This is a genomic window from Nostoc sp. FACHB-152, from assembly GCF_014697475.1.
Taxonomy (GTDB): Bacteria; Cyanobacteriota; Cyanobacteriia; order Cyanobacteriales; family Nostocaceae; genus Nostoc_B.
Genome location: NZ_JACJRV010000070.1, coordinates 15,043 through 38,225 on the forward strand (window position 1 = coordinate 15,043; position 23,183 = coordinate 38,225).

General features: G+C 41.5%; 19 protein-coding genes. 12 read left to right on the forward strand and 7 right to left on the reverse strand.

The genetic code is table 11. The features are described 5' to 3' along the window. Positions 1-23 precede the first annotated feature (23 nt). Positions 24-689 carry a class I SAM-dependent methyltransferase gene (locus H6G76_RS28675; RefSeq protein WP_190708690.1) on the reverse strand — a complete coding sequence of 222 codons (666 nt, stop codon included), beginning with the start codon at positions 687-689 and terminating at the stop codon, positions 24-26. 62 nt (positions 690-751) lie between these two features. On the opposite strand from H6G76_RS28675, the gene H6G76_RS28680 reads away from it, so the two are divergent. Together H6G76_RS28680 and H6G76_RS28685 are read left to right on the forward strand one after the other, a co-directional pair. Next, positions 752-1,162, forward strand: coding sequence for a hypothetical protein (locus tag H6G76_RS28680; protein WP_190708692.1), 411 nt, complete (start codon positions 752-754; stop codon positions 1,160-1,162). Between the two features lie 94 nt (positions 1,163-1,256). Beyond that, positions 1,257-2,030, forward strand: a complete 774-nt coding sequence (locus H6G76_RS28685) for a hypothetical protein (RefSeq protein WP_190708694.1) — start codon at positions 1,257-1,259, stop codon at positions 2,028-2,030. 166 nt (positions 2,031-2,196) lie between these two features. Here the strand turns inward: H6G76_RS28685 and H6G76_RS28690 are convergent, their stop codons facing one another. Beyond that, complete coding sequence (locus H6G76_RS28690; protein ID WP_190708696.1) at positions 2,197-3,162, reverse strand: water stress protein WSP1; 966 nt, start codon at positions 3,160-3,162, stop codon at positions 2,197-2,199. A gap of 764 nt (positions 3,163-3,926) precedes the next feature. On the opposite strand from H6G76_RS28690, the gene H6G76_RS28695 reads away from it, so the two are divergent. Continuing rightward, positions 3,927-4,346, forward strand: coding sequence for an ester cyclase (locus H6G76_RS28695; protein WP_190708698.1), 420 nt, complete (start codon positions 3,927-3,929; stop codon positions 4,344-4,346). A gap of 105 nt (positions 4,347-4,451) precedes the next feature. Here the strand turns inward: H6G76_RS28695 and H6G76_RS28700 are convergent, their stop codons facing one another. Further along, positions 4,452-5,804: an N-acetylmuramoyl-L-alanine amidase gene (locus tag H6G76_RS28700; protein WP_190708700.1), complete on the reverse strand. Its 1,353-nt coding sequence runs from the start codon at positions 5,802-5,804 to the stop codon at positions 4,452-4,454. A gap of 148 nt (positions 5,805-5,952) precedes the next feature. On the opposite strand from H6G76_RS28700, the gene dnaG reads away from it, so the two are divergent. Further along, positions 5,953-7,866, forward strand: a complete 1,914-nt coding sequence (gene dnaG / locus H6G76_RS28705; protein ID WP_190708702.1) for a DNA primase — start codon at positions 5,953-5,955, stop codon at positions 7,864-7,866. A 96-nt stretch (positions 7,867-7,962) separates the two neighbouring features. Here the strand turns inward: dnaG and H6G76_RS28710 are convergent, their stop codons facing one another. Beyond that, positions 7,963-9,969, reverse strand: coding sequence for a ferrous iron transporter B (locus H6G76_RS28710; protein WP_190708703.1), 2,007 nt, complete (start codon positions 9,967-9,969; stop codon positions 7,963-7,965). 58 nt (positions 9,970-10,027) lie between these two features. After that, positions 10,028-10,264, reverse strand: coding sequence for a FeoA family protein (locus tag H6G76_RS28715; protein WP_190708704.1), 237 nt, complete (start codon positions 10,262-10,264; stop codon positions 10,028-10,030). A 696-nt stretch (positions 10,265-10,960) separates the two neighbouring features. Between H6G76_RS28715 and H6G76_RS28720 the strand changes: the two genes are divergently transcribed. Further along, positions 10,961-13,177: a heavy metal translocating P-type ATPase gene (locus H6G76_RS28720; protein ID WP_190708705.1), complete on the forward strand. Its 2,217-nt coding sequence runs from the start codon at positions 10,961-10,963 to the stop codon at positions 13,175-13,177. 34 nt (positions 13,178-13,211) lie between these two features. On the opposite strand, the gene H6G76_RS28725 is transcribed toward H6G76_RS28720, so the two are convergent. Then, positions 13,212-13,451 carry a hypothetical protein gene (locus H6G76_RS28725; protein ID WP_190708706.1) on the reverse strand — a complete coding sequence of 80 codons (240 nt, stop codon included), beginning with the start codon at positions 13,449-13,451 and terminating at the stop codon, positions 13,212-13,214. A gap of 278 nt (positions 13,452-13,729) precedes the next feature. Between H6G76_RS28725 and dpdE the strand changes: the two genes are divergently transcribed. The 3 genes from dpdE to H6G76_RS28740 all read left to right on the forward strand — a co-directional run bounded on the left by dpdE (position 13,730) and on the right by H6G76_RS28740 (position 17,846). Next, the gene (dpdE, locus tag H6G76_RS28730) at positions 13,730-17,014 is read left to right on the forward strand and encodes a protein DpdE (protein ID WP_190708707.1); all 3,285 of its coding nucleotides are present in this window, start codon (positions 13,730-13,732) and stop codon (positions 17,012-17,014) included. A gap of 321 nt (positions 17,015-17,335) precedes the next feature. Then, positions 17,336-17,527 carry a hypothetical protein gene (locus H6G76_RS28735; protein WP_190708708.1) on the forward strand — a complete coding sequence of 64 codons (192 nt, stop codon included), beginning with the start codon at positions 17,336-17,338 and terminating at the stop codon, positions 17,525-17,527. 154 nt (positions 17,528-17,681) lie between these two features. Further along, positions 17,682-17,846: a hypothetical protein gene (locus H6G76_RS28740; RefSeq protein ID WP_190708710.1), complete on the forward strand. Its 165-nt coding sequence runs from the start codon at positions 17,682-17,684 to the stop codon at positions 17,844-17,846. Between the two features lie 81 nt (positions 17,847-17,927). On the opposite strand, the gene psb34 is transcribed toward H6G76_RS28740, so the two are convergent. After that, positions 17,928-18,098, reverse strand: coding sequence for a photosystem II assembly protein Psb34 (psb34, locus tag H6G76_RS28745; protein WP_190708712.1), 171 nt, complete (start codon positions 18,096-18,098; stop codon positions 17,928-17,930). A 194-nt stretch (positions 18,099-18,292) separates the two neighbouring features. On the opposite strand from psb34, the gene H6G76_RS37865 reads away from it, so the two are divergent. The 4 genes from H6G76_RS37865 to H6G76_RS28760 all read left to right on the forward strand — a co-directional run bounded on the left by H6G76_RS37865 (position 18,293) and on the right by H6G76_RS28760 (position 22,977). Then, a complete protein-coding gene (locus tag H6G76_RS37865; protein ID WP_277883138.1) occupies positions 18,293-18,421 on the forward strand; it encodes a hypothetical protein in 129 nt (42 codons plus the stop codon). Positions 18,422-18,736: 315 nt separating this feature from the next. After that, on the forward strand, positions 18,737-20,185 hold the full coding sequence (atpD, locus tag H6G76_RS28750) for a F0F1 ATP synthase subunit beta (RefSeq protein ID WP_190708714.1): 1,449 nt from the start codon (positions 18,737-18,739) through the stop codon (positions 20,183-20,185). Between the two features lie 93 nt (positions 20,186-20,278). Beyond that, positions 20,279-20,692, forward strand: a complete 414-nt coding sequence (atpC, locus tag H6G76_RS28755) for an ATP synthase F1 subunit epsilon (protein WP_190708716.1) — start codon at positions 20,279-20,281, stop codon at positions 20,690-20,692. Between the two features lie 185 nt (positions 20,693-20,877). Next, positions 20,878-22,977: an SPFH domain-containing protein gene (locus H6G76_RS28760; protein WP_190708718.1), complete on the forward strand. Its 2,100-nt coding sequence runs from the start codon at positions 20,878-20,880 to the stop codon at positions 22,975-22,977. Positions 22,978-23,183 lie beyond the last annotated feature (206 nt).

Sequence of the window (23,183 nt, forward strand, 5' to 3'; positions counted from 1 at the left end):
TCCCCTACTAATGCAAGGATGTATTAACCTCGCTTGAGTGCTAGCGTTAGTCCATCACCAATGGGGATAAGTGAGAGTGTGACTCGTTCATCATCCCGTAACTTTTGATTGATAGCACGAATCGCTTTCGTACTTTCATCTTGGATTTGCGGTTTGGCTACATCCCCAGACCATAAAACATTATCGATCGCAATCAAGCCACCAGGACGAATCAATTGCAGACATCTTTCGTAATAACCATCATAATTTTCTTTATCAGCATCGATGAACGCAAAATCAAAGGTTCCTGCTTGTCCCGTTGCCAGCAGCTGATCTAAAGTTTCTAAGGCTGGTGCTAACCGTAGGTCAATTTTATCGGCTACCCCAGCTTGCTGCCAATACTTTCGAGCGATCGCAGTATATTCCTCACTGACATCACAAGCAACAATCTTGCCATCAGCAGGTAAGGCCAATGCTACAGACAACGAACTATAACCAGTAAACACACCAACTTCTAGAGTTTTCTTAGCACCTAAAAGTTGTATCAGCAGCCGCATAAATTGCCCTTGTTCTGGCGAAATCTGCATACTTCCGCTAGGATGGTTGGCAGTTTCGCCGCGTAACTTTCGCAGAATCTCCGGTTCGCGCAACGAAACAGATAATAAATAGTTGTAAAGTTGGCTATCAAGTCCAATAGTCTGTTTTGACATGGTAGATGGCAGAATTTAAGGCATATACCGTTATACTATCGCTGGAGAGTAAAGTATCAAATATGGTGCGGCTGATTATAACGACGATTTTGCTAGTGCTGTTAACGGCTTGTGGTAGTATCGGACTGCTACCAACTAAGGAGTTAGTGCAGAAAGCGATCGCAGTTGCACTAGAACAAACTCAACAAGAACTTAGTCAAAAAGTTGATTTAGATTTGCAAGGGTTAGAAATTCAACAGCTAAAAATTACTGAAGAAAAACCCCTAACGATTCAGAATTTACCAGCCTTCCGCGTCAAGGGAAAATACGACTTAACCATAAAATTACCACAGCGACAGTTGACGCAACCGGAACAACCCTTTGAGTTTTACTTGCAAATTCAGCAAGAAGGCAAAACTTGGCGATTAATATTACCAGATAAGAATAGCAAAGATTCTCAACCAATTTGGCGTAGTTATCTTATTCCTAACTAACTATGTGCAAGTCATCGAACCAGCACACCTATTCCGTGTAAATGCCCAGACATAGCCATGATTAAGGTATTACTTTTACTGGAGAATGGGCAAAATGTATATTAACTTTTTTATTAGTTCTATTGTCGGAATTATCGCTATAGTGTTGCTGGCTTTTGGCTTACTGCAATGGGTACACATTCCGGCGGGTAGCCTGCTTGACTGGATAATTGGTGGTGCAAGTTTTTGGTGGTTGTTGGTAATTGTCACTGTACCTTGGAATGTACATTTTCAAGCTAAAGAAGTGTTAGCCCAAGCAGCACAGTCTGTCGAGAAAGGCATTACAGTAGATGGGAAACAAGTTAAATATGTCCAAATATTAGCCAAGCGATCGCTGTGGGTTGCCCTGGCCTTACACTTATTCTCAGCAGTTGGTCTTTATACTCTTGCTGCAACTGGTATTAGCACTGTAGGTTATATCAGTTCTGGTGCAGCTTTGCTATTAACTATTCTGCGTCCTGCTATCCGTGCTTATGAATATTGGTATACACGACTAACAATGATTAGCCAAGAATGGCAATATCCCCGCGAAGATATTTTTGAACTGCGAAATCGCTTTTATGAATTAGAACAAAAAGTACAATTTTTAGAAAATCAACTTAATCCAGAAGAGTCTTACTCATTACCAGCAACGCAACAACGTTTTACTGAAGAAACCCGCAAAGAATTAGCAAGAATTGTTGCTAATTTAGAAGAACTGAGGGCAACAAATCAAACAGAACATGAACGTTTAGGTAGAGAAGCCAGAAATGCGATCGCGCAACTTTCCACCGATGGACAATTCCTCGAACACGTCCGTGAAATTATCCGTTTTTTCAAAACAGCTTAACTTCTATAGCAAGAGTCAATTTGTTCCAAAAAAAGAGAGGAAAGCTTAGGGTAAAAGAAATGAAATTTTCTTTTTTCCCTTCACTTTCCCCTCCAATTCCTAGAGGATGTCTGATTACAAAAATACTTTTGGCAAGAACTTTAGTACAAAAACATCCTCACAATTGTTATTCATTAACAATCGTAAAGCCTTCATAATCAACGACTCCACTCACCGCATTTGGTAAATTAACGTTACCAAGCAAGGTGGCGGTTGCAAAACCAGCACCATTAGCACCACCAGCACTACCTAAACCTAGACCTGATGCAGCAAGTTCATCTTGGTAGCCTGTGATCTCGTAGACAGCGCCAGTTTCCAACCAACCCAACAATCTTTGAGAACCGAAGTTAGTAAATGACAACCCAGAATCTGCATTGAGATTCAAAGCTTGCCCTGAAGGAGTTCTCAGAGCAATGGGCGCAGATAGCTGACCAGTGAGCAAATCTACTTTGTAAAGATTATTACCATTTCCATCATTAGTCCTGAAATCGCTAGCAAAAGCGCGAGTATTACCAGGATTCAGATTGTCGATAGCTAATCCATCGGCAAATTTTCCAGGGTTGGTAGGTTGAGTTCCTTGTCTTTGTGCAGCAGTAGTAGCCGGGCCAAAGTTGTCTACAAGGCTGATAACTCCAGGGTTAGCTGTGGTAATTCTATAAAGAGAGCTTCCTACTGGCCCATTTGCGGGATTTGGATTCCCTGAAATGTTGTATAAAGCACTACGATTAAAGTCAGCACCTGACTCAAATCCAAAACGACGATCAGATCCTGTACGGGTTGGTGAGGTCGTGGCTGGAGCAAAAGGCAGATCTACATTATTAACGACAGTAACAGTTGGATCAATTGGTGTTGTAAGACCAGTAACCCGTGCTTCGTTAACCGCACCTACCCTTCCGGTAAGGGGGTTAGTTCCCAAACCTTCTAGATCGGCGGTAGTAGCATTAGCTGGAAGATTGACTGTACCTACTCGTGTGGGAGTAATAGTACTTGTTGTAGGTGCAGAAGGGATCAAAAAGCGATAAACATCAAGTTGCTTGCCATTGCTAGCGTTGCCGTCACGATCTTCTCCAATGGTATAGCCGTAGAGTGCCATGAGAATTTTCTCCTGAATCTAGCGTAAAGTTCTCAAACGCATTCCAAAATGTGTAATTTGCCGCAAGTTAGAATTTATACAAAGTCAGTTCCAGCAGATCCAGATTAAAATTAGTCTGCGTTATCTTACTTTGCTTGTATGGCTATAAATCTTACTTGCTAGTTCTGTTGGCAACAGAAACTTTCTACTTCTAAAGGGCTAGAATAACTTAACTCAAGACTATCGCTTGTATGAGTTGCTGAAAAATACTCTAATCTCAGGCCATCTTTGCAAAAGTTAGAAGAATTGGTAGTATGGCATTCCTATTTGATGTGTGAAAATTACTCTCAAGTTGCCAAAAGAATAAAAATTTTCACAAAAAAATCTAGGATTGATAGAGTAATTTCCAGCCTTACTATTTGCGTGAACAATCATGAAAACAAAAATCGAAATTGCTGAAAGCCTTGAGTCAAGATTAACATTTGGAATGTTTACATTTTTAGAGTAGGTGAATAATGTTAAAAATAAGTTATCTTATTTTTAAGATTTCATCATCATTATCAATTAACTTCACAAACATAAACGCTATTTTGCCGACTATTTTCGCAGAAATAATTAAGAAATAGTATATTTAACTAATATTTTGCACTTAACAAGGTAAACACTAAATACTTAATTAATACAAAAAATTACATAAAACTTACGCAACTATGTATAACATGACTATTGACTATGGACTGAGATGACGCTATCTAAATGCTTAAATCACTGTAATAGATCACATCATGTCTACGGAACAGAACAAAGCGATCGCCCTGGAATTTTACAAGGCCTTTGACAATAGCAATGTCGAAGCAGCAAAAAAAGTCATGGCTACAAATCTGATTGCCCATACAACAGGCTCATCTGAACCTCTCGATTTGGATGGTTTTATAGAGTATGGTTTAATGATGCGTGCTGCCTTTCCTGATGGCAAACATACATTTGAAGATGTGATTGTCGAAGGAGATAAAGTTGTTACCCGTGGCACATTTAGTGGTACTCATGAGGGAGAATTGCTAGGTTTTCCTCCTACAGGCGAGCAAGTAAAATTTTCAGTAATGCACATAGACCGCATCGTTGATGGCAAAGTCACTGAACATTGGGGACAAGCGGATATTATCGCTTTAATGCAACAACTCGGTATACTTCCCCCATTAGGTTAATATACTTCTTGGTTGGAAGAATTTTTTTGTCTCACGCAGAGTCGCAGAGTCGCAGAGAGTTAGAGAAGATTTCACCACTCCCTACTCCCTATTCCCCACTCCCCTTCATAGCAATCCTGCTGACTCATACAAACGTTTAAGCATAGCTGTAATTCTGGCACCATAGTCTAAATCTGCTGACCAACGCCCCGAAAGCTGGTCAATTAACGGTGCAATTCCCCGCGTGACAAAGCGAAAGCGCGGGTCAACAACTTCATTTACTAAAGGTTCTAAACTCGCATAAGCTTTTAAGTGTTGAATATGCGCCCTCACCCCAATTCTGGCACTTTCAAAAGATGCTACTTCTGCACTTCCACCAACACTACCCAGTCCAGCAAAGTTATTTTGTTCTGGTCGAATATCACCACCAAAGCGTAAAAAGCCAGTTTCTACACACATTTGGCAAAAAGCAACATCGTAGTTTACACCTTCAATTGTGGCTTCTTCTCGATATAGTTTTGGTAGGTCAGGAAACTTAACTAAAGCATTTTCGTTGTTATTTCTCAGAAATAGCTGTAACTGCACTTCTGAGGTATTACCACGGGAAATTATTTGATCCATTTGCCCAGAACAAATCACTAAATTTGAGCGTAAGTTAACAGTACGAGTGGCTCCATCCCAATTGACAGCAATATTAAATTCCCGTAATTCCACAGCTTTAACATACACTACTCTGCGGTAAGTAATGCGGTTAACATTAGCTGCTTTTGTCAAGTCAATCCGCAAGCGATCGACTAAATCAATGGGAATGTAAGCATTACCATTAACTAGTATTCCTTGCTCTCGGTAGTTCTGCCCGTTGATATTAATATTGATGGGTGGATAATTTTGATCAGTTGGTGTTCCTGGCGTTGGGTCAATTATTCGACTCCAAGATGCTAAACCGTCAGCAATACCTAAAGCAAAATCTCGACGGCGGTTTTGCAACAAAGCCCGATCCTCTGGGCTGCTGAGAAATGCTACTTGCATTAATAAAGAAGGCAGTGTAGTTTGGCGACAAAATGCTACACGACCTAAACCACTATCTGTGTCTGGTTTAACTCCACGATTAGGTAACTGGGGAACACGGCGTAAAAGTCCGACTAGCAGCAATTCAGCATTACTTTTACGCTCGTTATTGTTAGCTATATAAAATACACTAGCCCCGCGTACAGTCGGACTACTAGCAGAATCAGCATGAATTTCTAGGGCGACATCACCTCGACGACCACGAGAATTTATCCAAGTGATGGTGTCAGCAGCACTCAAATCGTCAGGAACAGCCAAAACTTCAAAAGTTCTCGCCCTGAGTTCTGTCAAAATCAAATCTCGCAGCAGAATCATTTCTCTAGCTTCAGTTGTTCCACCTGCAATGGAACCGGGATCAAGTCCTCCTGCTTCTTTGCCTCCGTGAGCCGCCGAGATAAAAATACGCCCCATTGTCGGTATTTCCTCTTATAAAATTAAGCGTAAGCAATTCTATACATAATTCTTCGTCTAGCAACAAGAATATAATAGTTATGAAAAGTCAAAGGTCAATAGTCCATTGTATTGATTGTTGACTGTTGACTGTTAACTGTTAACTGATATGCAAACCCCCCGCTTACACCCAGACACAATTGAGGAAATTAAACAACGTGCTGATATTGTTGATGTCATCTCAGAACACGTAGTTTTACGCAAGCGTGGTAAAGATTTTGTCGGTTTGTGTCCGTTCCATAATGAGAAAAGCCCTAGCTTTACAGTCAGTCAGACTAAGCAAATGTATTATTGCTTTGGCTGTCAAGCTGGTGGAAATGCCATTAAATTTTTGATGGACTTGGGTAAGCAGTCTTTTACAGAGGTAGTGCTGGACTTGGCGCGGCGTTATCAAGTTTCTGTACAAACTCTAGAACCTGAACAAAGACAAGAATTGCAGCGTCAGTTGTCTTTGCGTGAACAATTATATGAGGTGCTGGCGGCGACAACCAATTTTTATCAACACGCGCTGCGCCAAAGCCAAGGGCAGAAGGCGATGCAGTATTTGCTATCTAATCGCCAGTTGAAGGAAGAAACAATTCAGCAGTTTGGTTTGGGTTACGCGCCAGCCGGTTGGGAAACACTGTATCGCTATTTGGTGGAAAATAAACATTATCCGGTGCAGTTGCTTGAAAAAGCGGGATTAATTAAGCCACGCAAAGAAGGCGGCGGTTATTATGATGTATTCCGCGATCGCCTGATGATTCCCATCCGTGATATTCAAGGGCGCGTGATTGCTTTTGGCGGTAGAACTTTGACAGATGAACAGCCAAAATATCTAAATTCACCCGAAACCGAACTGTTTAATAAAGGTAAAACCTTATTCGCCATCGACCAAGCTAAAACCGGGATTTCGCAACTCGACCAAGCGGTGGTAGTAGAAGGATATTTTGATGCGATCGCCCTTCACGCTGCTGGTATCAATAACGCTGTTGCTTCCCTCGGTACTGCCCTCAGCTTAGAACAAGTACGGTTAGTATTACGTTATACCGACTCTAAACAATTAGTTCTCAACTTTGATGCCGATAAAGCTGGGACAAATGCAGCAGAACGGGCGATCGGAGAGATTGCTGATTTAGCATACAAAGGTGAAGTCCAAATCAAGATTCTCAACATTCCTGATGGCAAAGATGCTGATGAATATTTGCATAGCCACAGTACCGAAGAATACCAAGACTTGTTAAAAAATGCGCCACTTTGGTTAGACTGGCAGATTCAGCAAATTACCAAAGATAGAGACTTAAAACAGGCAACTGATTTTCAACAGGCAACTGGGCAGATAGTAAAATTACTGAAAAATATAGCCAACAATGATACACGTAACTATTACGTTGGGCGTTGCGCTGAAATTCTTAGCTTGGGCGATACAAACCTGATATCCTTAAGAGCAGAAAATCTTTTAACTCAAATTGCTCCAGCTACATATTCTCAGCCAACACCTATCAGGAGAGAATGGGGTAATAAGAAATCATCATCATCTTCCATACCCAGCACAGAACGCAGCCTTTTAGAACACGCCGAAGCTTTATTGCTGCGAATTTACCTGCATTGTCCCGAACAGCGACAAGCAATTATTAACGAACTTGAAGAACGTAATTTAGATTTCAGCTTGTCTCACCATCGTTGGTTGTGGGGGCAGATTTTAGAATTAAAAGATGAGCAAGTTAATTTGATATCAAGTTTGCAAGACAGATATTTAGAATTATCCGAAGAGATAGAATTAATCTCTCATTTATTTCACTTAAACGAGACTGGTAAAAAAGAAATATTGCGTACTCCTCAAGTTGTGCAAGCTGCAACTGCGTGTATGGAAAGAGTCTTCAGCGAAAAACGCTATCGCCACTTTTTAGAACTTTGGCAAGAAACAGACGAGGAAGCAGAACCAGAACGCTGGCGATCGTATTATGAGGCATTTTACGCTGAGAAAATTAAGCTTCAGGAACTTGACCGCCAGCGACAATTTTCGCTGACTGACTTGCTGTAGGGAGAGCAGTTCAACGCAGAGGTACGCGGAGGTAAGCGCAAAGGTGCGCGGAGGTTGTTTCAAATAAACTCTGCGCTCCTCTGCGTTTCAATACGTTTAACTCAACCCCAATAATCTTGCACCTTGATAAAACAATGTACTAACAACCCAGGCTAACCCTAACCCGTAAGCGATCGCTAAAAAGGTAAAGCGAATACTTTTAGACTCGCTACGAATAGTTGCGACTGTTGCCAAACAAGGTGTGTAGAGCAGACAAAACAGCATAAAGCTATAAGCTTGAATTGGTGAAATTGTCTGAGCTAAAGTTGCTTGCACAGCATTAGGATCGGCAAGATGATAAATGCTGGCTAGAGAACCTACTAAAATTTCCTTGGCGATGAAACCAAATAGCAAAGCAATGGTTAATTGTTGAGGAATACCAGCTGCATTTAATATAGGCGAGAAAAACTCAGCAATACGAGTCGCGTAGCTTGTATCTTGTCCTCCTGGTAAGTTGTTTAATAACCAAATAACTAAAACACTAATTGCAATCCATCCACCTGCACGTTGCAAGAATGCTTTGACTGCATTCCAACCCGTCACCATCCCAATCAATAACGGTATGAAAACTAATGTCTCCCCACCATTACCAACCGAGTTAGCTGCACTTTCAGGTAAATTGCTCAATAGCCAAACACCAGCTACGCCAGCTGTAATAAATCCTGTGGCGCGTTGTAAAAAGTGTTTTAATTCGCCCCAACCTCTGAGAAATACTTGCTTGATTGTGGGGAAGCGGTAAGGAGGTAGTTCAATCACAAAAGGTTCTTGGTTTTGGAACTGCCCTTTCATGAGTAATCCTGTGAGCAATGCGACAACAAAGCTGAACAGGTACAGCGAGAATAAGACTAATGGCCCCCAAGAACGGTCAAATAGAGCATCAATAATAAAGACAAATACAGTTAATCGTGCGGAACAGAGGGCAAAGGGAATAATCAGAATCGTGAGTAATCTTAATGCACGCGATCGCATTACCCTAGTTCCCATGACGGCTGGGATATTACAGCCAAACCCCATAATTAGCAATACAAAACTCCGACCATCCAGCCCGAAGTGATACATTAAAGCATCCATCATATAGGCGGCTCTGGAAAAGTAACCGCTATCCTCCACAATCGCCATCATGAAGAAAAACGTCACCACCAAGGGAACAAACGATGTAACCGTAGCTATCCCGCCATAAATCCCATCAACTAAAAAGCCTCGCCAAAGTTCGGGCAAATTAGCCGTTAAAGGCACAACCACTACCTGCTGCAACCAAGCTGTGATGGTATCGGCCACATCTTGTAATGGCAACCCCACCAGCCAGACAAACTCAAACATTAAGTAAATGGACAAGAAAAATAAGGGCAACCCTAAAACTGGATGCAATAATACTGCATCTAGTCGCTGAGTTAACGTTTTAAATAAGCGTGAGGGCATTTCCACCGTATTTTCTAGAGTCTCCCGAATTTCTGACTCTGGAATTTCTCGGTGTGCTTGAATCTGGTGTTTTATTTCTGCGGGAGAAATGGGTACTGGCTGTTGTGCTAATTGTTGACTGATTTGATGTATGGCATGGTTATAGCCATGACCATATTTAGCACTGACCAAAACTACAGGTATTCCTAGCTTTTGTGCTAGTTTTTGTTCATCGATTTTGATGCCAAAATGTTTTGCTTCATCTGCCATGTTGAGAATTACCACAGCAGGCATTCCCAAGGCTTTTACTTGTAAGGGTAAGCGAATCTGGCGATCGATTTGAGCCGCATTGAGAATTACTAACACTAAGTTGATTGGGCAAGTGGCAAAGAATGTTTGCACTACTCGCTCATCTTCAGAATAGCCCTCTAAATCATAGATTCCAGGCAGATCAACAAACTCTACCTTTTGCCGATCTAACTCTACTTCTGCTTTTAACAAATCAACTGTCACACCAGGCCAGTTACCGACAAATGCACCTGCCCCCGTAATTCGATTAAATAAAGTAGACTTGCCAACATTCGGCATTCCCAAAACAGCAACCCTTTGCACCCCAGGTTTATATAAGGTGCCAATTCCTGAACCTGAATTATGACAATGTGCCATCTCATACCCCTTGGTCAATAGTTAAAAGTCAGCAGGCAAAAGGTTAAAGGATCACACTTCATCCTTTCTCTACAAAAATTTCCTCTGCTTCATGCCTTCGCATTGCCACTTCTGTAGTTAATCCCACTCGTAGATGTAGGGGGCCATTCAACCAAGCTTTGCGGAGGACTTTTACTTGTTGTCCAACTTTGAAACCCATTGCTTCTAGTCGTCGCCCTAATCCAGGTTCATCGGTATTAATTGCGGCAATGGTCACTGTTTGCCCAGGTTTTACCGTCGATAGTTTCATACTCATTCCACCCCTTGACAGTAGCCACACATTATTCAACAGCAATACTGCGATCGCAGTTGTTTCGTTTGCAGCCTTTGCTGATCTGTTTTCAACTAAAATACTATATTCGCAATTAACTAGGTAATTATCTTAACTTTACTGAGAATAATTATTAATTTAATTGATTATTTTTGTAAACTATTTCAATTTTTTTTTAAGAATTATAGATTAATAAATACATGAAAAATTCCTACATTATTAGCGAGTACAGCTTTTGCCTTAACCTAATCTTTAAAAATAATTGCATTGGCTAGAAATTAATCAGCAAAAGTATTAAATAGACTTACAGCAGACAACAGGCAGAAAGTTTAAAAGCATCTAATTATATGGCTTTTTAAAGATAATTTGTACCTGATTCACCTGCTATCTGCTGTATGCTCACAGTTAGATTCCTTGGAAGGGCTTGACTTGACTGGACATACTTGACACGAGTAGAACGGTGCAAATAAACAGAACTATGTAACGAAAAGTAAAGTAGCTTGAAAACCTCTTCCCTTCTGCCTTCTGCCCTCTGGAGACACTTGCGTGGGCGGGTTTCCCGACTTGAGCAAAGTGTCGTCCTCCTGCCTTGACATAACGACAATTTTTAACACCGACCTACTTAACTGTTTCGATGAATTCCTATGCATCACTTCGCCACAAAATCATAAGGGGAAAATCATGACCGCCACCAAGCCAGAAATCAGTAAGCGAGTGGCTCAGGAATCAAAAATTATCACGAGAATTGAATATTATATCGTACATAAAATTCCTGGCAGAATTAGATTTCGCATTCCTCTTCTAAGCCACGAACCCGCTTATGCTCAACGTCTACAAGAGTTACTAAAATCTGATAGTCACATTTCACAAGTGCGCGTGAATTGTACTTGTAGTTCTATTGCAATTACTTATCAATTAGCTAATTGCAACGATGGGTTAATGCCAGCGTATCTCATACATTTGCTACATGAGGCTAGAGTTAGTCAACAGGGAGCCGTTAACACTCAACAATCACCAGAAGCAGATGATTCTGGCTTGAAGTTGCCAGCTACAGCTACAGTTTTAGCTTTACTGGGGTTAGGCTTTCCCATTCCTAGAGTCATGATTGCGGCAACTGTGGCACTAGCAGCTTTACCTATTGCTAAACGTGCTTATGCCAGCATTACGCAACAGCGAAAATTAAATATAGATTGCCTAGATTTTATGGCGATCGCCTTAACTTCTGCTCAAGGAAATCTCTTAACACCAGCTTTAGTGATGACTCTGCATGAAATTGGCGATCTGATCCGCGATCGCACTGCACGCGTGACGGAAAATCGCGCCGCCGATTTACTCGATTCCTTGGGTCATTTCGCCTGGGTAGAACAACCAGATGGACAGAAAAAACGCATCCTCGCCACCCAAGTCCAGCCAAAAGACACAGTAATAGTTTATCCAGGTGAACAAATCCCTGTAGATGGGCAAATTCTACGAGGTAAAGCTTTAATCGACCAACAAAAACTGACTGGTGAATCAATGCCAGTTTTACGTCAGCTAGGACAAGCGGTTTATGCTTCAACCCTAGTGCGAGAAGGGGAAATTTACATCCAAGCTGAACGTGTAGGTGCGGCGACTCGCGCTGGTGCAAGTATAGAGTTAGTGCAGCAAGCCCCAGTTCACGATACACGTATGGGCAACTATGCAGCCAACATCGCAGACAAAGCCGTATTACCAGCCTTGATTTTTGCTGGCTTGGTATTCGCCGCTACCCGCAACCCAGCTAGGGCAGCATCTATTCTTACCCTCGATTTTGTCACCGGGATTCGTGTTTCTTTACCAACAACTTTCTTAGCAGCCTTACACCACGCCACTAGACACGGTGTTCTCATCCGCAGTGGTCATGCTTTAGAAAAATTGGCAGAAGTGGATACCTTGGTATTTGATAAAACAGGCACTTTGACTAAAGGTGATATCGAAGTTATGGAAGTGGAAACCGTAGCGGGGAGAATGTCTACTTCCAAGCTGTTAAGCCTAGCCGCCGCCGCCGAACAACGCCTGACTCACCCAGTCGCCGAAGCGGTAGTCAACTACGCCGAAAAACAAAATATTGAGATTCTTCCTCGCAAAGAATTTGTCTATGAAATTGGTTTGGGTGTGCGAGCCGAAATTGATGGCGAACAAGTTATAGTAGGGAGCGATCGCTTTTTGCGTCAGTGTGGTGTTCCCCTCGATTGTCTTTATGAACCACATCACTGTAACCAAGCAGATTGTCCCCATCATTTAAATTGCCGTATTTCTGCCCATGATTCTTTGCTGTATGTGGCAGTCAATCAAGAATTTCAGGGAGTGATTTATTATACAGACCCACTGCGTCCAGAAAGTGCAACCGTGATTGAAAAACTGCAAACTCAATACGGCATGGAAATACATCTGCTCACAGGCGATAATCAGCAAAGAGCGATCGCAGTTGCTGAAGAACTTAATCTTCCCCTAGCGCAAGTTCATGCTGAAGCATTCCCCGAACAAAAAGCCGAAATTATCCAAAAGTTACACCAGTCAGGGAAAACAGTAGCGTTTACTGGCGACGGCTTGAATGATTCTATTGCTTTAGCTTATGCCGATGTAGCGATTTCTTTTAGCGGTGGTTCCGAAGTAGCCAGAGAAATAGCCGATGTTGTCCTGATGGATGATAACCTCAGCAGTTTTTTAGCAGCAATTGCGATCGCCCGTCAAACCCAAGCCGTAATTAAACAAAATATCGGTTTAGCTGTGTTCCCCAATTTAACCGCTTTAGGATTAGCCACAACCATCGGGCTGCATCCCTTAGCCGCGACGGTTGTCCACAATGGTTCTGCAATTGCAGCTGGCTTAAATGGGTTACGTCCCTTAATGCACCAAGATCCGCCGAGACATAGTTAGTAAAAGTACAAAGGCACAGAAGGGAAATAATTAACTATATAAATAACAAGAAAGTAATAATCAACCCACTAAGCGCAATAGCGAATATAATAGCGTATTCAACTCTCCGGCTAAAAAATCCTACAGCCGCAATTATGGCGATCGCTAGTCCAAAGATACCGATATATTGCCCCTTCTGTAAACCATGAGCAATTAGCGGATCTTTGTTTGTACCAGGTGGGAGAGTTTCTTGAATTGTTTTTGGAGATGGTAATTCTTGTGCTAATAATTTCATAAAATTCCTCCTTAAACAAATATTAATAACTTCTCAAGCTTTTTCAGCCCACCATAGATAGAGAAAGAAACATCAAAAGACCTGAGCTATATCAACAAATACCAATAACAACAGTAATTATACGCTTAATATAAGCCTATTTTATACCTTATACTATGCCTGCTCCCAATTAACTTTCTTTCGTAATAAAAATCATAAAAACCAGCTACAATTAAAATTCTGCAAAAATTTTCAGATGAGTTTATAGAAGGTTTAGGAGTATTCAGGGGACTAAAACTATGATTAAGCTTGGCTCACTAGTGCAGTCCTCAAATAATACTTTGGGGATAGGTAAAGTTATTGAAATCTCTTATGGCAATGTTGTTGTTGAATATTTTTGTTCCATAGGACAACGTTTGCAAAAAACTTTACCTTTAGAGTCGCTGTCTCAAGTTCTGCTAAAACACCAAACTCGATGCTATGTCAAGTTAAAAGACCAGGATAAATGGATAACTGGCAGAATTTTTGCGTGGGACGAAGACATTTACAAATATCAAATTGATTTACCAAGTAAAAAGTCTCTCGTTACCACTGAACAAGATATTTATGTCCGTTGTAATTTAGCGGTAAAAGACCCAATAGAAACTTTAGCAATCAAAGGACATGAGTCACCTTATTTACACGATAGAAGGTTGGCTTTAGTTAAATGCTTAGTTAAACAAAGGGCTGTTAGCCTGGGAATGACAGGGCTAATTTCATCCAATATTAATCTTTATCCTCATCAAGTAGAAGTTGTTCGGCGTGTATTAGAAGATCCAGTTCAACGCTACTTATTAGCAGATGATGTAGGATTAGGAAAAACTATAGAAGCGGGGATAATTCTACGTCAATATCTGCTTGATGAACCTAAAAAAGGTGCGGTAGTTGTGGTTCCCGGAAAATTACTGCAACAATGGAAAAATGAATTAGAAAATAAATTTTTTATATCTCATTTTCCTAAACGAGTAGTAGTACTGGCATATGATGATGTACATAAAATTAATCCAAAAGCTAGTATTGGGTTACTAATTTTAGATGAAGCTCATCATATTGCAGCAATGGCTAACTCTCAAGATATGGAATCACGCCAGCGTTTTGCAACTTATAAGAATTTAGCTCATAGAAGTGAACGGTTACTTTTACTATCCGCTAGTTCTATTCTCAAGCATGAGCAAGATTTACTAGTGATGCTGCACCTGCTTGAACCAACAACATATAAATTGGATGATTTAGAGAGTTTTCAGGCTCAAATCCGCAATCACCAATTGCTTGGTCAAATTGTCTTTTCTCTAAGAGATGCTCCGGATGTTTCTAATATTGAAAGCAACTTAGAGCAATTACAAAAATTATTGCCAGAAGATAAACATTTATTAGCTTTAATTACAAGTTGGAAAGATTCTTTACAAACAGACTCGATTATCCAAGAAGTTTGTAGACACATCAGATACAACTATCGACAGCACCGCCGAGTACTTTGTAATCGTCGTGATTGCGTGGAAGATGCGATATTTAGTCGCAATATTACACCAAAAGAAGAATATGATTTAGATGAGCGATCGCCTGATATTCATGAACTGATTGAAAGATGGCGTAATCTTGCTCCTAAACAAGAAGATTATAGACGGATTTTCTTACTATTGTTCTTAGCATCTGGTACGTGGTTAGGCATTTTAGAACAAGTAATTGCATCACGTCTCAGTGGAATTCGTAATCAAGCACTCCTCAAAGAATTTAGCAATGATGATGTCAATCTCTTAACTCAAACTCTGAAATTTGAAGGTGAAGAGGATATTTTAACATCTTTGCGCCAAATTATTAGCCAACCCTCCGAAGATGGCGACAGGATTGAATTACTAAAAATCATCATTCTCTATCGCTTATCAGAAATTTTTGGCTTGCAATCATTCCGCAGCAATATTAACCAATTAGGCGAAAGAATCAAACAAAGAATTCAACGACCGATTCCGGGTGACTATTTACCAAAAATTGTCATATTTACTGATTTTAAGCAATCTTGCCCAGAAATTGCTCGTACTTTATCACAAGTTTTTGGTGCAGAATGTATTGCAACTCACCAATTAGAACAAAGCTGGGCAGAAGTTGAGAAAAATTTAAAGCAATTTCAGAGTAACTCGAAATGCTTTATTTTAGTTTGTGATACTTCTGCACAAGAAGGGCATAATTTCCAATCAATAGATTGGTTAATTAATTTTGATATTCCTTGTCAACCCAGTCACCTAGAACAAAGAATTGGTCGATTTGACCGTATTGGTCGCTCTAAAGATGTTGATTTTACTATCTTAGTTGGTGCTGATTTAGAAGACAGTCTTCATGCGGCTTGGTATCAGCTTTTAAAAGATGGATTTTCGATTTTTACCCAGTCGATAGCCGGTTTCGACGTTAGTAATAAACTACCAGAAATAGAAGATACTTTGTTTCAATCAGGAGCTAGTGGTTTATTAGCAACAATAGAATCAATCCAACAAGAAATGGCTCAAGCTCAATTAGAGATCAATGCCGAGAATGCTTTAAGTCAAATTAATCTTCAAGCAGATGGCAATATATATTTCCAAGAGCTAGATAATTACGATAGCAACCATCCTGAAATTAAACGGGCGATCGAAGGGTGGATTGATAACGCCTTAAAATTCAAATCAATTTATCACCCAGATTTGACAGATGTCAAACATTATCAAGCAACCAAGTATACTTTAGTTTCTGCCAATGAGTTGAAAACCCGCTTTGCTAATAGCAATATCAACCAATTTGGTACTTATAACCGTAGGGTAGCAAACCAAAATCCTGGTGTCAGACTTTTCCGAATTGGAGAATCATTAGTAGATACAATCTCTAGCTATGTAGACTGGGATGACCGAGGTCAAGCTTTTGCTTTATGGCGACAAGATCCATCTTGGGATAGCAGTCAGGGAAGTGAATGGTTTGGTTTTCAATATAACTATTTAGTTGAAGTTAGTCTCAAACAAGTTAAGCAAATCATCACAGATTATCAACTAGATAGTTCTCAATACAATATATTGAAACGTCGAGTTGATGCTTTATTTCCGCCATTTATTCAAACTATCTTCGTTGATGCTCGTTCTGAAACTTTATCTGATGTTCAAGATGAATCTATCTTGAATATCTTACAGCGACCATATCAAAAAGATAAAAATCATCATGGAGCGCAAGATTATAATCTAGCTAAAGAGCGTTTAGAGATTATCGACAATTTTATAGCCCCTGATAATTGGCATAATGTTTGCCATCTTGCGGGTGAGACATCTCAAAAATTACTGGTTGAACGCCAAGATTTTATTCAATTGTGTGAAAAGTATGCTCAGGCTGCCGAGCAGAAATTAGCTCAAAGGGTAGAGCAATTACGTCTACGCTTGAATAGCCAAACTTGGGATCATACTCTAGCTGACGAACTAAAAATAGAAGGAGTTTTAAAAGCCGCTATTGTTAAGGGAATTCGTCAGCCAGAAATTCAACTTGATTCTATTGGTTTCATCGTCATATCTGGACGCTCTGCTCCAGATTTGTAGTGTTTAATGCTCTTGATAATCATCCCTGGTTAGCATAAGTACTTTTGTATTACTACCAGAAAGTCAGAAAACTATGCAATTGCATGACGGGCGATCGCCCAATACGGTTCGGATAAGCATTTTGAACTAAGAATTGGTTTGGGGAAAGGTTAAAGGGTAAGGGTTAAAGGTTTTTTCTTCCTCTTTCCCCCTTCGCCTTTCCCCTTTAACCGAACCGTATTGGTCGATCGCCTATCTTAAACTTATTTTGTAGAAGCGATCGCATTTTTGCTTGTAAATAGTTTGATAAAACAAGGGTAGAGTTTGAGCAACCTACCACTAATGACTACCACCAAGATTCACCTAATTGTTGGCATTCACAACTTAACCCTGTTGGTGTTTTACACAGAGATTGATTGCTGGCAGTTTCGGTTAATTAGTGCTGGTGGTGCTGTTTTTGGTGAGCGCAAGCTTTACTATACGCCCGAAGCTGCGGAGAAAGCAGCGCGTGAGTGGATTGAACAGGGTAATTAAACGTTGCGTGTCTACTCAGCTAAGTCTTCCAGGGAGGTACTACGGTTCGGTTAAAGGGGAAAGCCGAAGGGTGAAAGGAAAAGAAAAAACCTTTAACCCAAACCCAGTAACTCCTTCGGGGTGACGCTCGCAAGCTCGCTAACGTCAGTCGCTCATGGGGGAAACCACGCCACGTGCTTCTCCTAATCGGAGACGCTACGCGAACAAGCCGGGAAACCCGTCCAACGCAGTGGCTCCCCTACGTACCCGTCGCTGGCTCACCTTTTCCCCAAATCAATTCTTAGTTCAAAATGCTTATCTGAACCGTATTGTCCTATAAGCTATCAACTCTCCACGACAAAAAACCCCGGCGTTAAGTACCGAGGTTTAGGGGAGATGGTGATACCGAAATCTACAAATATTAACTAACCACAAAAGCAACCAAAACTAGAGCGGTAACAAATATAGTTGCAATTGCACCTTGTATCAGATAATTACGCTGTTCCCACACTGCTGGATACTCAGCACAGTATACCTGGGGTTCAGTTGGGTAGTTGTTGAGAATGCCGTTTTCATTAACTGTGGTGTACATAGTTTTTTATTGCTTGTTTATTAACTTATGTAAATAAAGATAACAATATTGTTACAAACTGTCAACAATACTTGACACAAAAAGGCTGATAGCGTTAATAAAAATCACTAATCAGTAACAGGGTACTCAGATAACGAGACACAGCGAACACTTTTGCGCTCACCCGGTTGCTGAGAGTTTGGGTGTACCTAGATATGAGCAATACAGAGAGAACAAAGAAACTGATGCGATTAATCGCTGACAAGCGGCAATCTGCACAAATGACCACGCGGGATGGACTGTGGTTATCAGTGCAGATTGCTGGCGATCGCGTATTTTATTAAGTTAAGCTCTATTTTTCCAAAGCTAACATAGAAAAAATGGCTATATTTTTCTATTTATGCATCGCAGAACTTTAGCAACAAAAAGCTAAAGCTGAAGCATAAATAAATTTTCCCTCGACTTTGTAACTACCGTGTCACAATACTGCTGACGCGGTGTTTTGCATTTTTAGCCTCATATCCAAAGCAAAACACTAGTCTTAAGGAATTACTAACGGAGTTATGTCCCCCCAGAATGTTAGAGTGAAAGATGACATTGCTTAATCTTTTGTCATCAACGACCTCATCTGAAATATAGCTTCAATCATTAGGCTCAGCATGGTCACCACCGCAGAAAAAACAAACATAGGCTACATTACCCAAATCATTGGTCCAGTTGTAGACGTTAAATTCCCTGGCGGAAAATTACCGCAAATCTACAACGCTTTGACCATCAAAGGCACTAACGAAGCTGGACAGGAAATCAACCTCACCATCGAAGTACAGCAATTGCTGGGCGACAACCAAGTGCGTGCTGTTGCTATGAGTTCTACCGATGGTCTAGTACGCGGCTTGGAAGTTGTCGATACAGGCGCTCCCATCAGTGTACCAGTGGGTAAAGCTACCCTAGGTCGGATTTTCAACGTTCTTGGCGAACCTGTGGATAACAGAGGGCCAGTCAACGCGGAAGAAACCTTACCTATCCACCGTGATGCTCCTAAACTAACTGAGTTAGAAACCAAACCTTCCGTATTCGAGACTGGAATTAAGGTTGTTGACCTATTAACTCCCTATCGACGTGGCGGTAAGATTGGTCTGTTCGGCGGTGCAGGTGTCGGCAAGACCGTGATCATGATGGAGTTGATCAACAACATCGCTACCCAGCACGGCGGTGTATCCGTATTTGCTGGTGTGGGTGAACGTACCCGTGAAGGGAACGACCTCTACAACGAAATGATTGAATCTGGGGTAATCAACAACGAGAACCTCAACGAATCAAAAATCGCTCTAGTTTATGGTCAGATGAACGAACCACCCGGAGCGAGAATGCGGGTTGGCTTGTCTGGTTTGACAATGGCTGAGTACTTCCGGGATGTGAACAAGCAGGACGTATTGCTGTTTGTTGACAATATCTTCCGCTTTGTACAAGCAGGTTCAGAAGTATCCGCGCTGTTAGGTCGGATGCCTTCTGCGGTAGGATATCAGCCTACGCTGGGTACTGACGTAGGTGCATTACAAGAACGGATTACTTCGACCACAGAAGGTTCTATCACTTCTATCCAAGCGGTGTATGTACCTGCGGACGACTTAACCGACCCCGCACCTGCAACCACCTTCGCTCACTTGGATGGTACAACCGTACTGTCTCGTGGTTTGGCTTCTAAAGGTATTTACCCTGCGGTTGATCCACTGGGTTCTACTTCTACAATGTTGCAGCCCAACATTGTAGGTGACGAACACTACAACACTGCTCGTGCTGTGCAAGCAACCTTACAACGCTACAAAGAATTACAAGACATCATCGCAATTCTCGGTCTAGATGAATTGTCTGAAGATGACCGTCTGACTGTAGCACGCGCTCGGAAGATTGAGCGTTTCTTGTCTCAGCCCTTCTTCGTAGCAGAAGTATTTACTGGTTCTCCTGGTAAGTATGTGAAGTTGGAAGACACCATCAATGGCTTCCAAAAGATTCTGTCTGGTGAATTAGATGATCTGCCAGAACAAGCCTTCTACTTGGTAGGCGATATCAACGAAGCGATCGCCAAAGCCCAAAAGCTCAAAGGCTAATATTCAGTGAACAGTCATCAGTGAACAGTCATCAGACATGAAAACTGTTCACTGATAACTGATAACTGATAACTGATAACTGATAACTGAAACATGACATTAACCGTTCGTGTAATTTCCCCAGACAAGACAATCTGGGATGCTGAAGCTGAAGAGGTAATTTTACCCAGTACAACTGGTCAGCTAGGTATCCTCAGTGGACACGCACCTCTGTTAACAGCTTTAGATACAGGGGTAATGCGGGTTCGTGCCGGCAAAAATACCAACTGGCAAGCGATCGCCCTTTTGGGTGGTTTCGCAGAAGTTGAATCTGATGAAGTCACAATTCTAGTAAATGGTGCGGAACGTGGCGACGCTATTGACGTAGAAAGCGCACGCACAGCTTACAACGAAGCCCAAACCCGTCTGTCTCAAGTTCCAGCAGGCGATCGGCAAGCTCAAATCCAAGCAAACCAAGCCTACAAACGCGCCCGCGCTCGTTTTCAAGCTGCTGGCGGTTTGGTATAAACATTGCTCATAATTTTTAATTTTGTAGAGTAGGCTACTTGCTTGCTCTACAAATTTTTTTAAGGAAGTGTTGTTATGAATATCCATTTGACTTTGCACAAAAAATTACACTAAGTTTAAGAAAATCAGACCTCGCCAAGTGAAGTGTTAACTTAGATGATTAGTTGCCCAAAAGGGCGCACAATATGAAAAGTTTTTCATCTTCATTTGGTAATAGTAAACCAAATAAATTCGTTCGTTTGGGATTGTCAGCATTAGCAGCCTTAGCTATAACAGGCGGTGTAAATTCAACAAATGCTACTCCCATAAAAACGCAGAATTCAATAGAAATCGCTTCAAAAACAGTAAAACTAAGTCAGACACAACCTGTTACTGCAACTATTCAGCCTTCATATCAAGCAATGCAGCTATCACCTTGGGGTGTGATTCCTGTTGTTGTAGTTGGTGGCATTGTTATATTTGTTCCACTGTTTTTTGGCGGACTGGTGGTAATTGGTGAACGCGAAGTCGGCGTAGTAGTGAAGAAATTTGCCCTTTCTGGACGCGGACTACCAGCCGGAAGATTAATTGCCCTTAACGGTGAAGCAGGTTTGCAAGCTGATACTCTCGCACCTGGTTGGCACTGGGGTTACTGGCCTTGGCAATATTCAGTTCGCAAAGAATCAGTAGTGGTTGTTCCCCAAGGTGAAATTGCCTTGCTTGTGGCAGCAGATGGCGCATCCAACCCCCCCGAAAGGATTTTGGGCAAAATCGTCGATTGTGATAATTTCCAAGATGCGCGGAAATTCCTCACTCACGGCGGAGAAAAAGGCCGTCAAATGGGTTTTCTGACTGCTGGGACTTACCGAATTAACACCGCACTGTTTCGGGTAATTATGGCAGCAAATGCCAAAAACAATGATATGCACGCCGAACAGTTGCGGGTTTATAGCGTGGCATCTGATAAAGTGGGCATTGTCACAACTTTAGATGGTTTACCGATTCCGGCTGGCGAACTTGCTGGGCCAATGATTCCCGGACATGACAACTTCCAGAATGGTCAAAGATTTCTGGATGCTGGTGGACGAAGAGGTTTACAAGAGCAAATCTTATTATCTGGTTCTTGGAATTTGAATCCTTGGTTTGTTCAGGTTGAGCAAGTTCCAATGACCGAAATTCCGATTGGTTACGTTGGCGTAGTGATTTCTTTCGTCGGTCAGTCTCAAGAAGATGTTAGCGGTGCAGCCTTTACTCACGGTAACTTGGTCAATTCTGGACACAAAGGCGTGTGGATAGAACCGTTATATCCTGGTAAGCACCCAATCAATTCTCGAATTATGAAACTTGAATTGGTTCCCACAACAAATATAGTGTTGAATTGGTCAAGGCGTACCGAACGGCACAGCTATGATGCTCATCTAGCTTCTTTAACAGTGCGATCGCGTGATGGTTTTGCTTTTGATTTAGAAGTAGCACAAATTATTCATGTGGGTGCTTTGGATGCACCAAAGGTAATTTCACGCGTTGGTTCAATGCAGAATCTAGTTGACCATGTATTAGAACCCACAATTGGCAACTATTTCCGCAACTCTGCCCAAGATTACACTGTACTCGACTTTCTCACCGCCCGGAGCGAACGCCAAGCAGAAGCAGCCGAATATATTAGAGCCGCATTACGCGCTTATGATGTGCAAGCAATTGACACCTTAATCGGTGATATTCAGCCACCAGCATCGTTGATGCAAACCCAAACCGACCGGAAAATTGCCGAAGAACAACGCAAAACTTACGAAGTACAGCAGGTAGCGCAAACCCAACGCCAGCTACTAGTTAGGGAAACAGCCCTGGCGGATATTCAACAAGAAATGGTGAAGTCGGAAAAAAGTGTGCAAATTGCGGAACTGAAAGCCCAAGCACAAATTCAACACGCGACTGGGGAAGCAGAAGGTATAAAATTACGCGCCATTGCGGAAGCCGAAGGGATTCGCGCTACAGGTAACGCCAAAGCCGAAACCTACCGGGCTGGTGTGGAAGCCTTGGGGCCACAAGGTTATACAGCAATGCAACTTATGCAAATTATCGGCGATCGCAACGTCCGTCTGATACCTGAAGTTTTAGTTAGTGGGAACGGTAATAACAATGGCTTGGTAGATGGTTTACTCTCGATGATTTTGTGGAATCAAACTGGTAAGCAGGGTGAAGTAACACCAACACCTCTGCATCCCCAGCCAATAGTTGTGAATAAACCACCAATTTCGACAAATAATCATTCGCCCATAGTTGCGGAGTTACCAACGGATAAGTAAATTCCATCATTGAATTAATTCAAACTATTGTGGGGTGGACATCTTGCCCACCCTATGAAATCAAGGAAAGTCATTTGAATAAGCTGAAAATATTGAAATTTTAATGGCTCTCCCAGACTAGATATGATAAATTAGTAGCAGAAATACCAATTGAGTAGAATTCTTCTTCTAAAATTATCAAAGTTAGTTAAACCATAAGCTCTTCT

Bases quoted from the DNA above. Each gene is read 5' to 3' on its own strand.
- H6G76_RS28690 (WP_190708696.1), bottom strand. From the start codon at position 3,162: ATGGCACTCTACGGCTATACCATTGGAGAAGATCGTGACGGCAACGCT.
- H6G76_RS28700 (WP_190708700.1), bottom strand. From the start codon at position 5,804: ATGGGGCGTATTTTTATCTCGGCGGCTCACGGAGGCAAAGAAGCAGGA.
- H6G76_RS28725 (WP_190708706.1), bottom strand. From the start codon at position 13,451: ATGAAATTATTAGCACAAGAATTACCATCTCCAAAAACAATTCAAGAA.
- H6G76_RS28720 (WP_190708705.1), top strand. From the start codon at position 10,961: ATGACCGCCACCAAGCCAGAAATCAGTAAGCGAGTGGCTCAGGAATCA.
- atpD (WP_190708714.1), top strand. From the start codon at position 18,737: ATGGTCACCACCGCAGAAAAAACAAACATAGGCTACATTACCCAAATC.
- H6G76_RS28695 (WP_190708698.1), top strand. From the start codon at position 3,927: ATGTCTACGGAACAGAACAAAGCGATCGCCCTGGAATTTTACAAGGCC.
- H6G76_RS28715 (WP_190708704.1), bottom strand. From the start codon at position 10,264: ATGAGTATGAAACTATCGACGGTAAAACCTGGGCAAACAGTGACCATT.
- H6G76_RS28685 (WP_190708694.1), top strand. From the start codon at position 1,257: ATGTATATTAACTTTTTTATTAGTTCTATTGTCGGAATTATCGCTATA.
- H6G76_RS28735 (WP_190708708.1), top strand. From the start codon at position 17,336: ATGACTACCACCAAGATTCACCTAATTGTTGGCATTCACAACTTAACC.
- dpdE (WP_190708707.1), top strand. From the start codon at position 13,730: ATGATTAAGCTTGGCTCACTAGTGCAGTCCTCAAATAATACTTTGGGG.
- H6G76_RS28675 (WP_190708690.1), bottom strand. From the start codon at position 689: ATGTCAAAACAGACTATTGGACTTGATAGCCAACTTTACAACTATTTA.
- atpC (WP_190708716.1), top strand. From the start codon at position 20,279: ATGACATTAACCGTTCGTGTAATTTCCCCAGACAAGACAATCTGGGAT.
- psb34 (WP_190708712.1), bottom strand. From the start codon at position 18,098: ATGTACACCACAGTTAATGAAAACGGCATTCTCAACAACTACCCAACT.
- H6G76_RS28680 (WP_190708692.1), top strand. From the start codon at position 752: ATGGTGCGGCTGATTATAACGACGATTTTGCTAGTGCTGTTAACGGCT.
- dnaG (WP_190708702.1), top strand. From the start codon at position 5,953: ATGCAAACCCCCCGCTTACACCCAGACACAATTGAGGAAATTAAACAA.
- H6G76_RS28710 (WP_190708703.1), bottom strand. From the start codon at position 9,969: ATGGCACATTGTCATAATTCAGGTTCAGGAATTGGCACCTTATATAAA.
- H6G76_RS28760 (WP_190708718.1), top strand. From the start codon at position 20,878: ATGAAAAGTTTTTCATCTTCATTTGGTAATAGTAAACCAAATAAATTC.
- H6G76_RS28740 (WP_190708710.1), top strand. From the start codon at position 17,682: ATGGGGGAAACCACGCCACGTGCTTCTCCTAATCGGAGACGCTACGCG.
- H6G76_RS37865 (WP_277883138.1), top strand. From the start codon at position 18,293: ATGAGCAATACAGAGAGAACAAAGAAACTGATGCGATTAATCGCTGAC.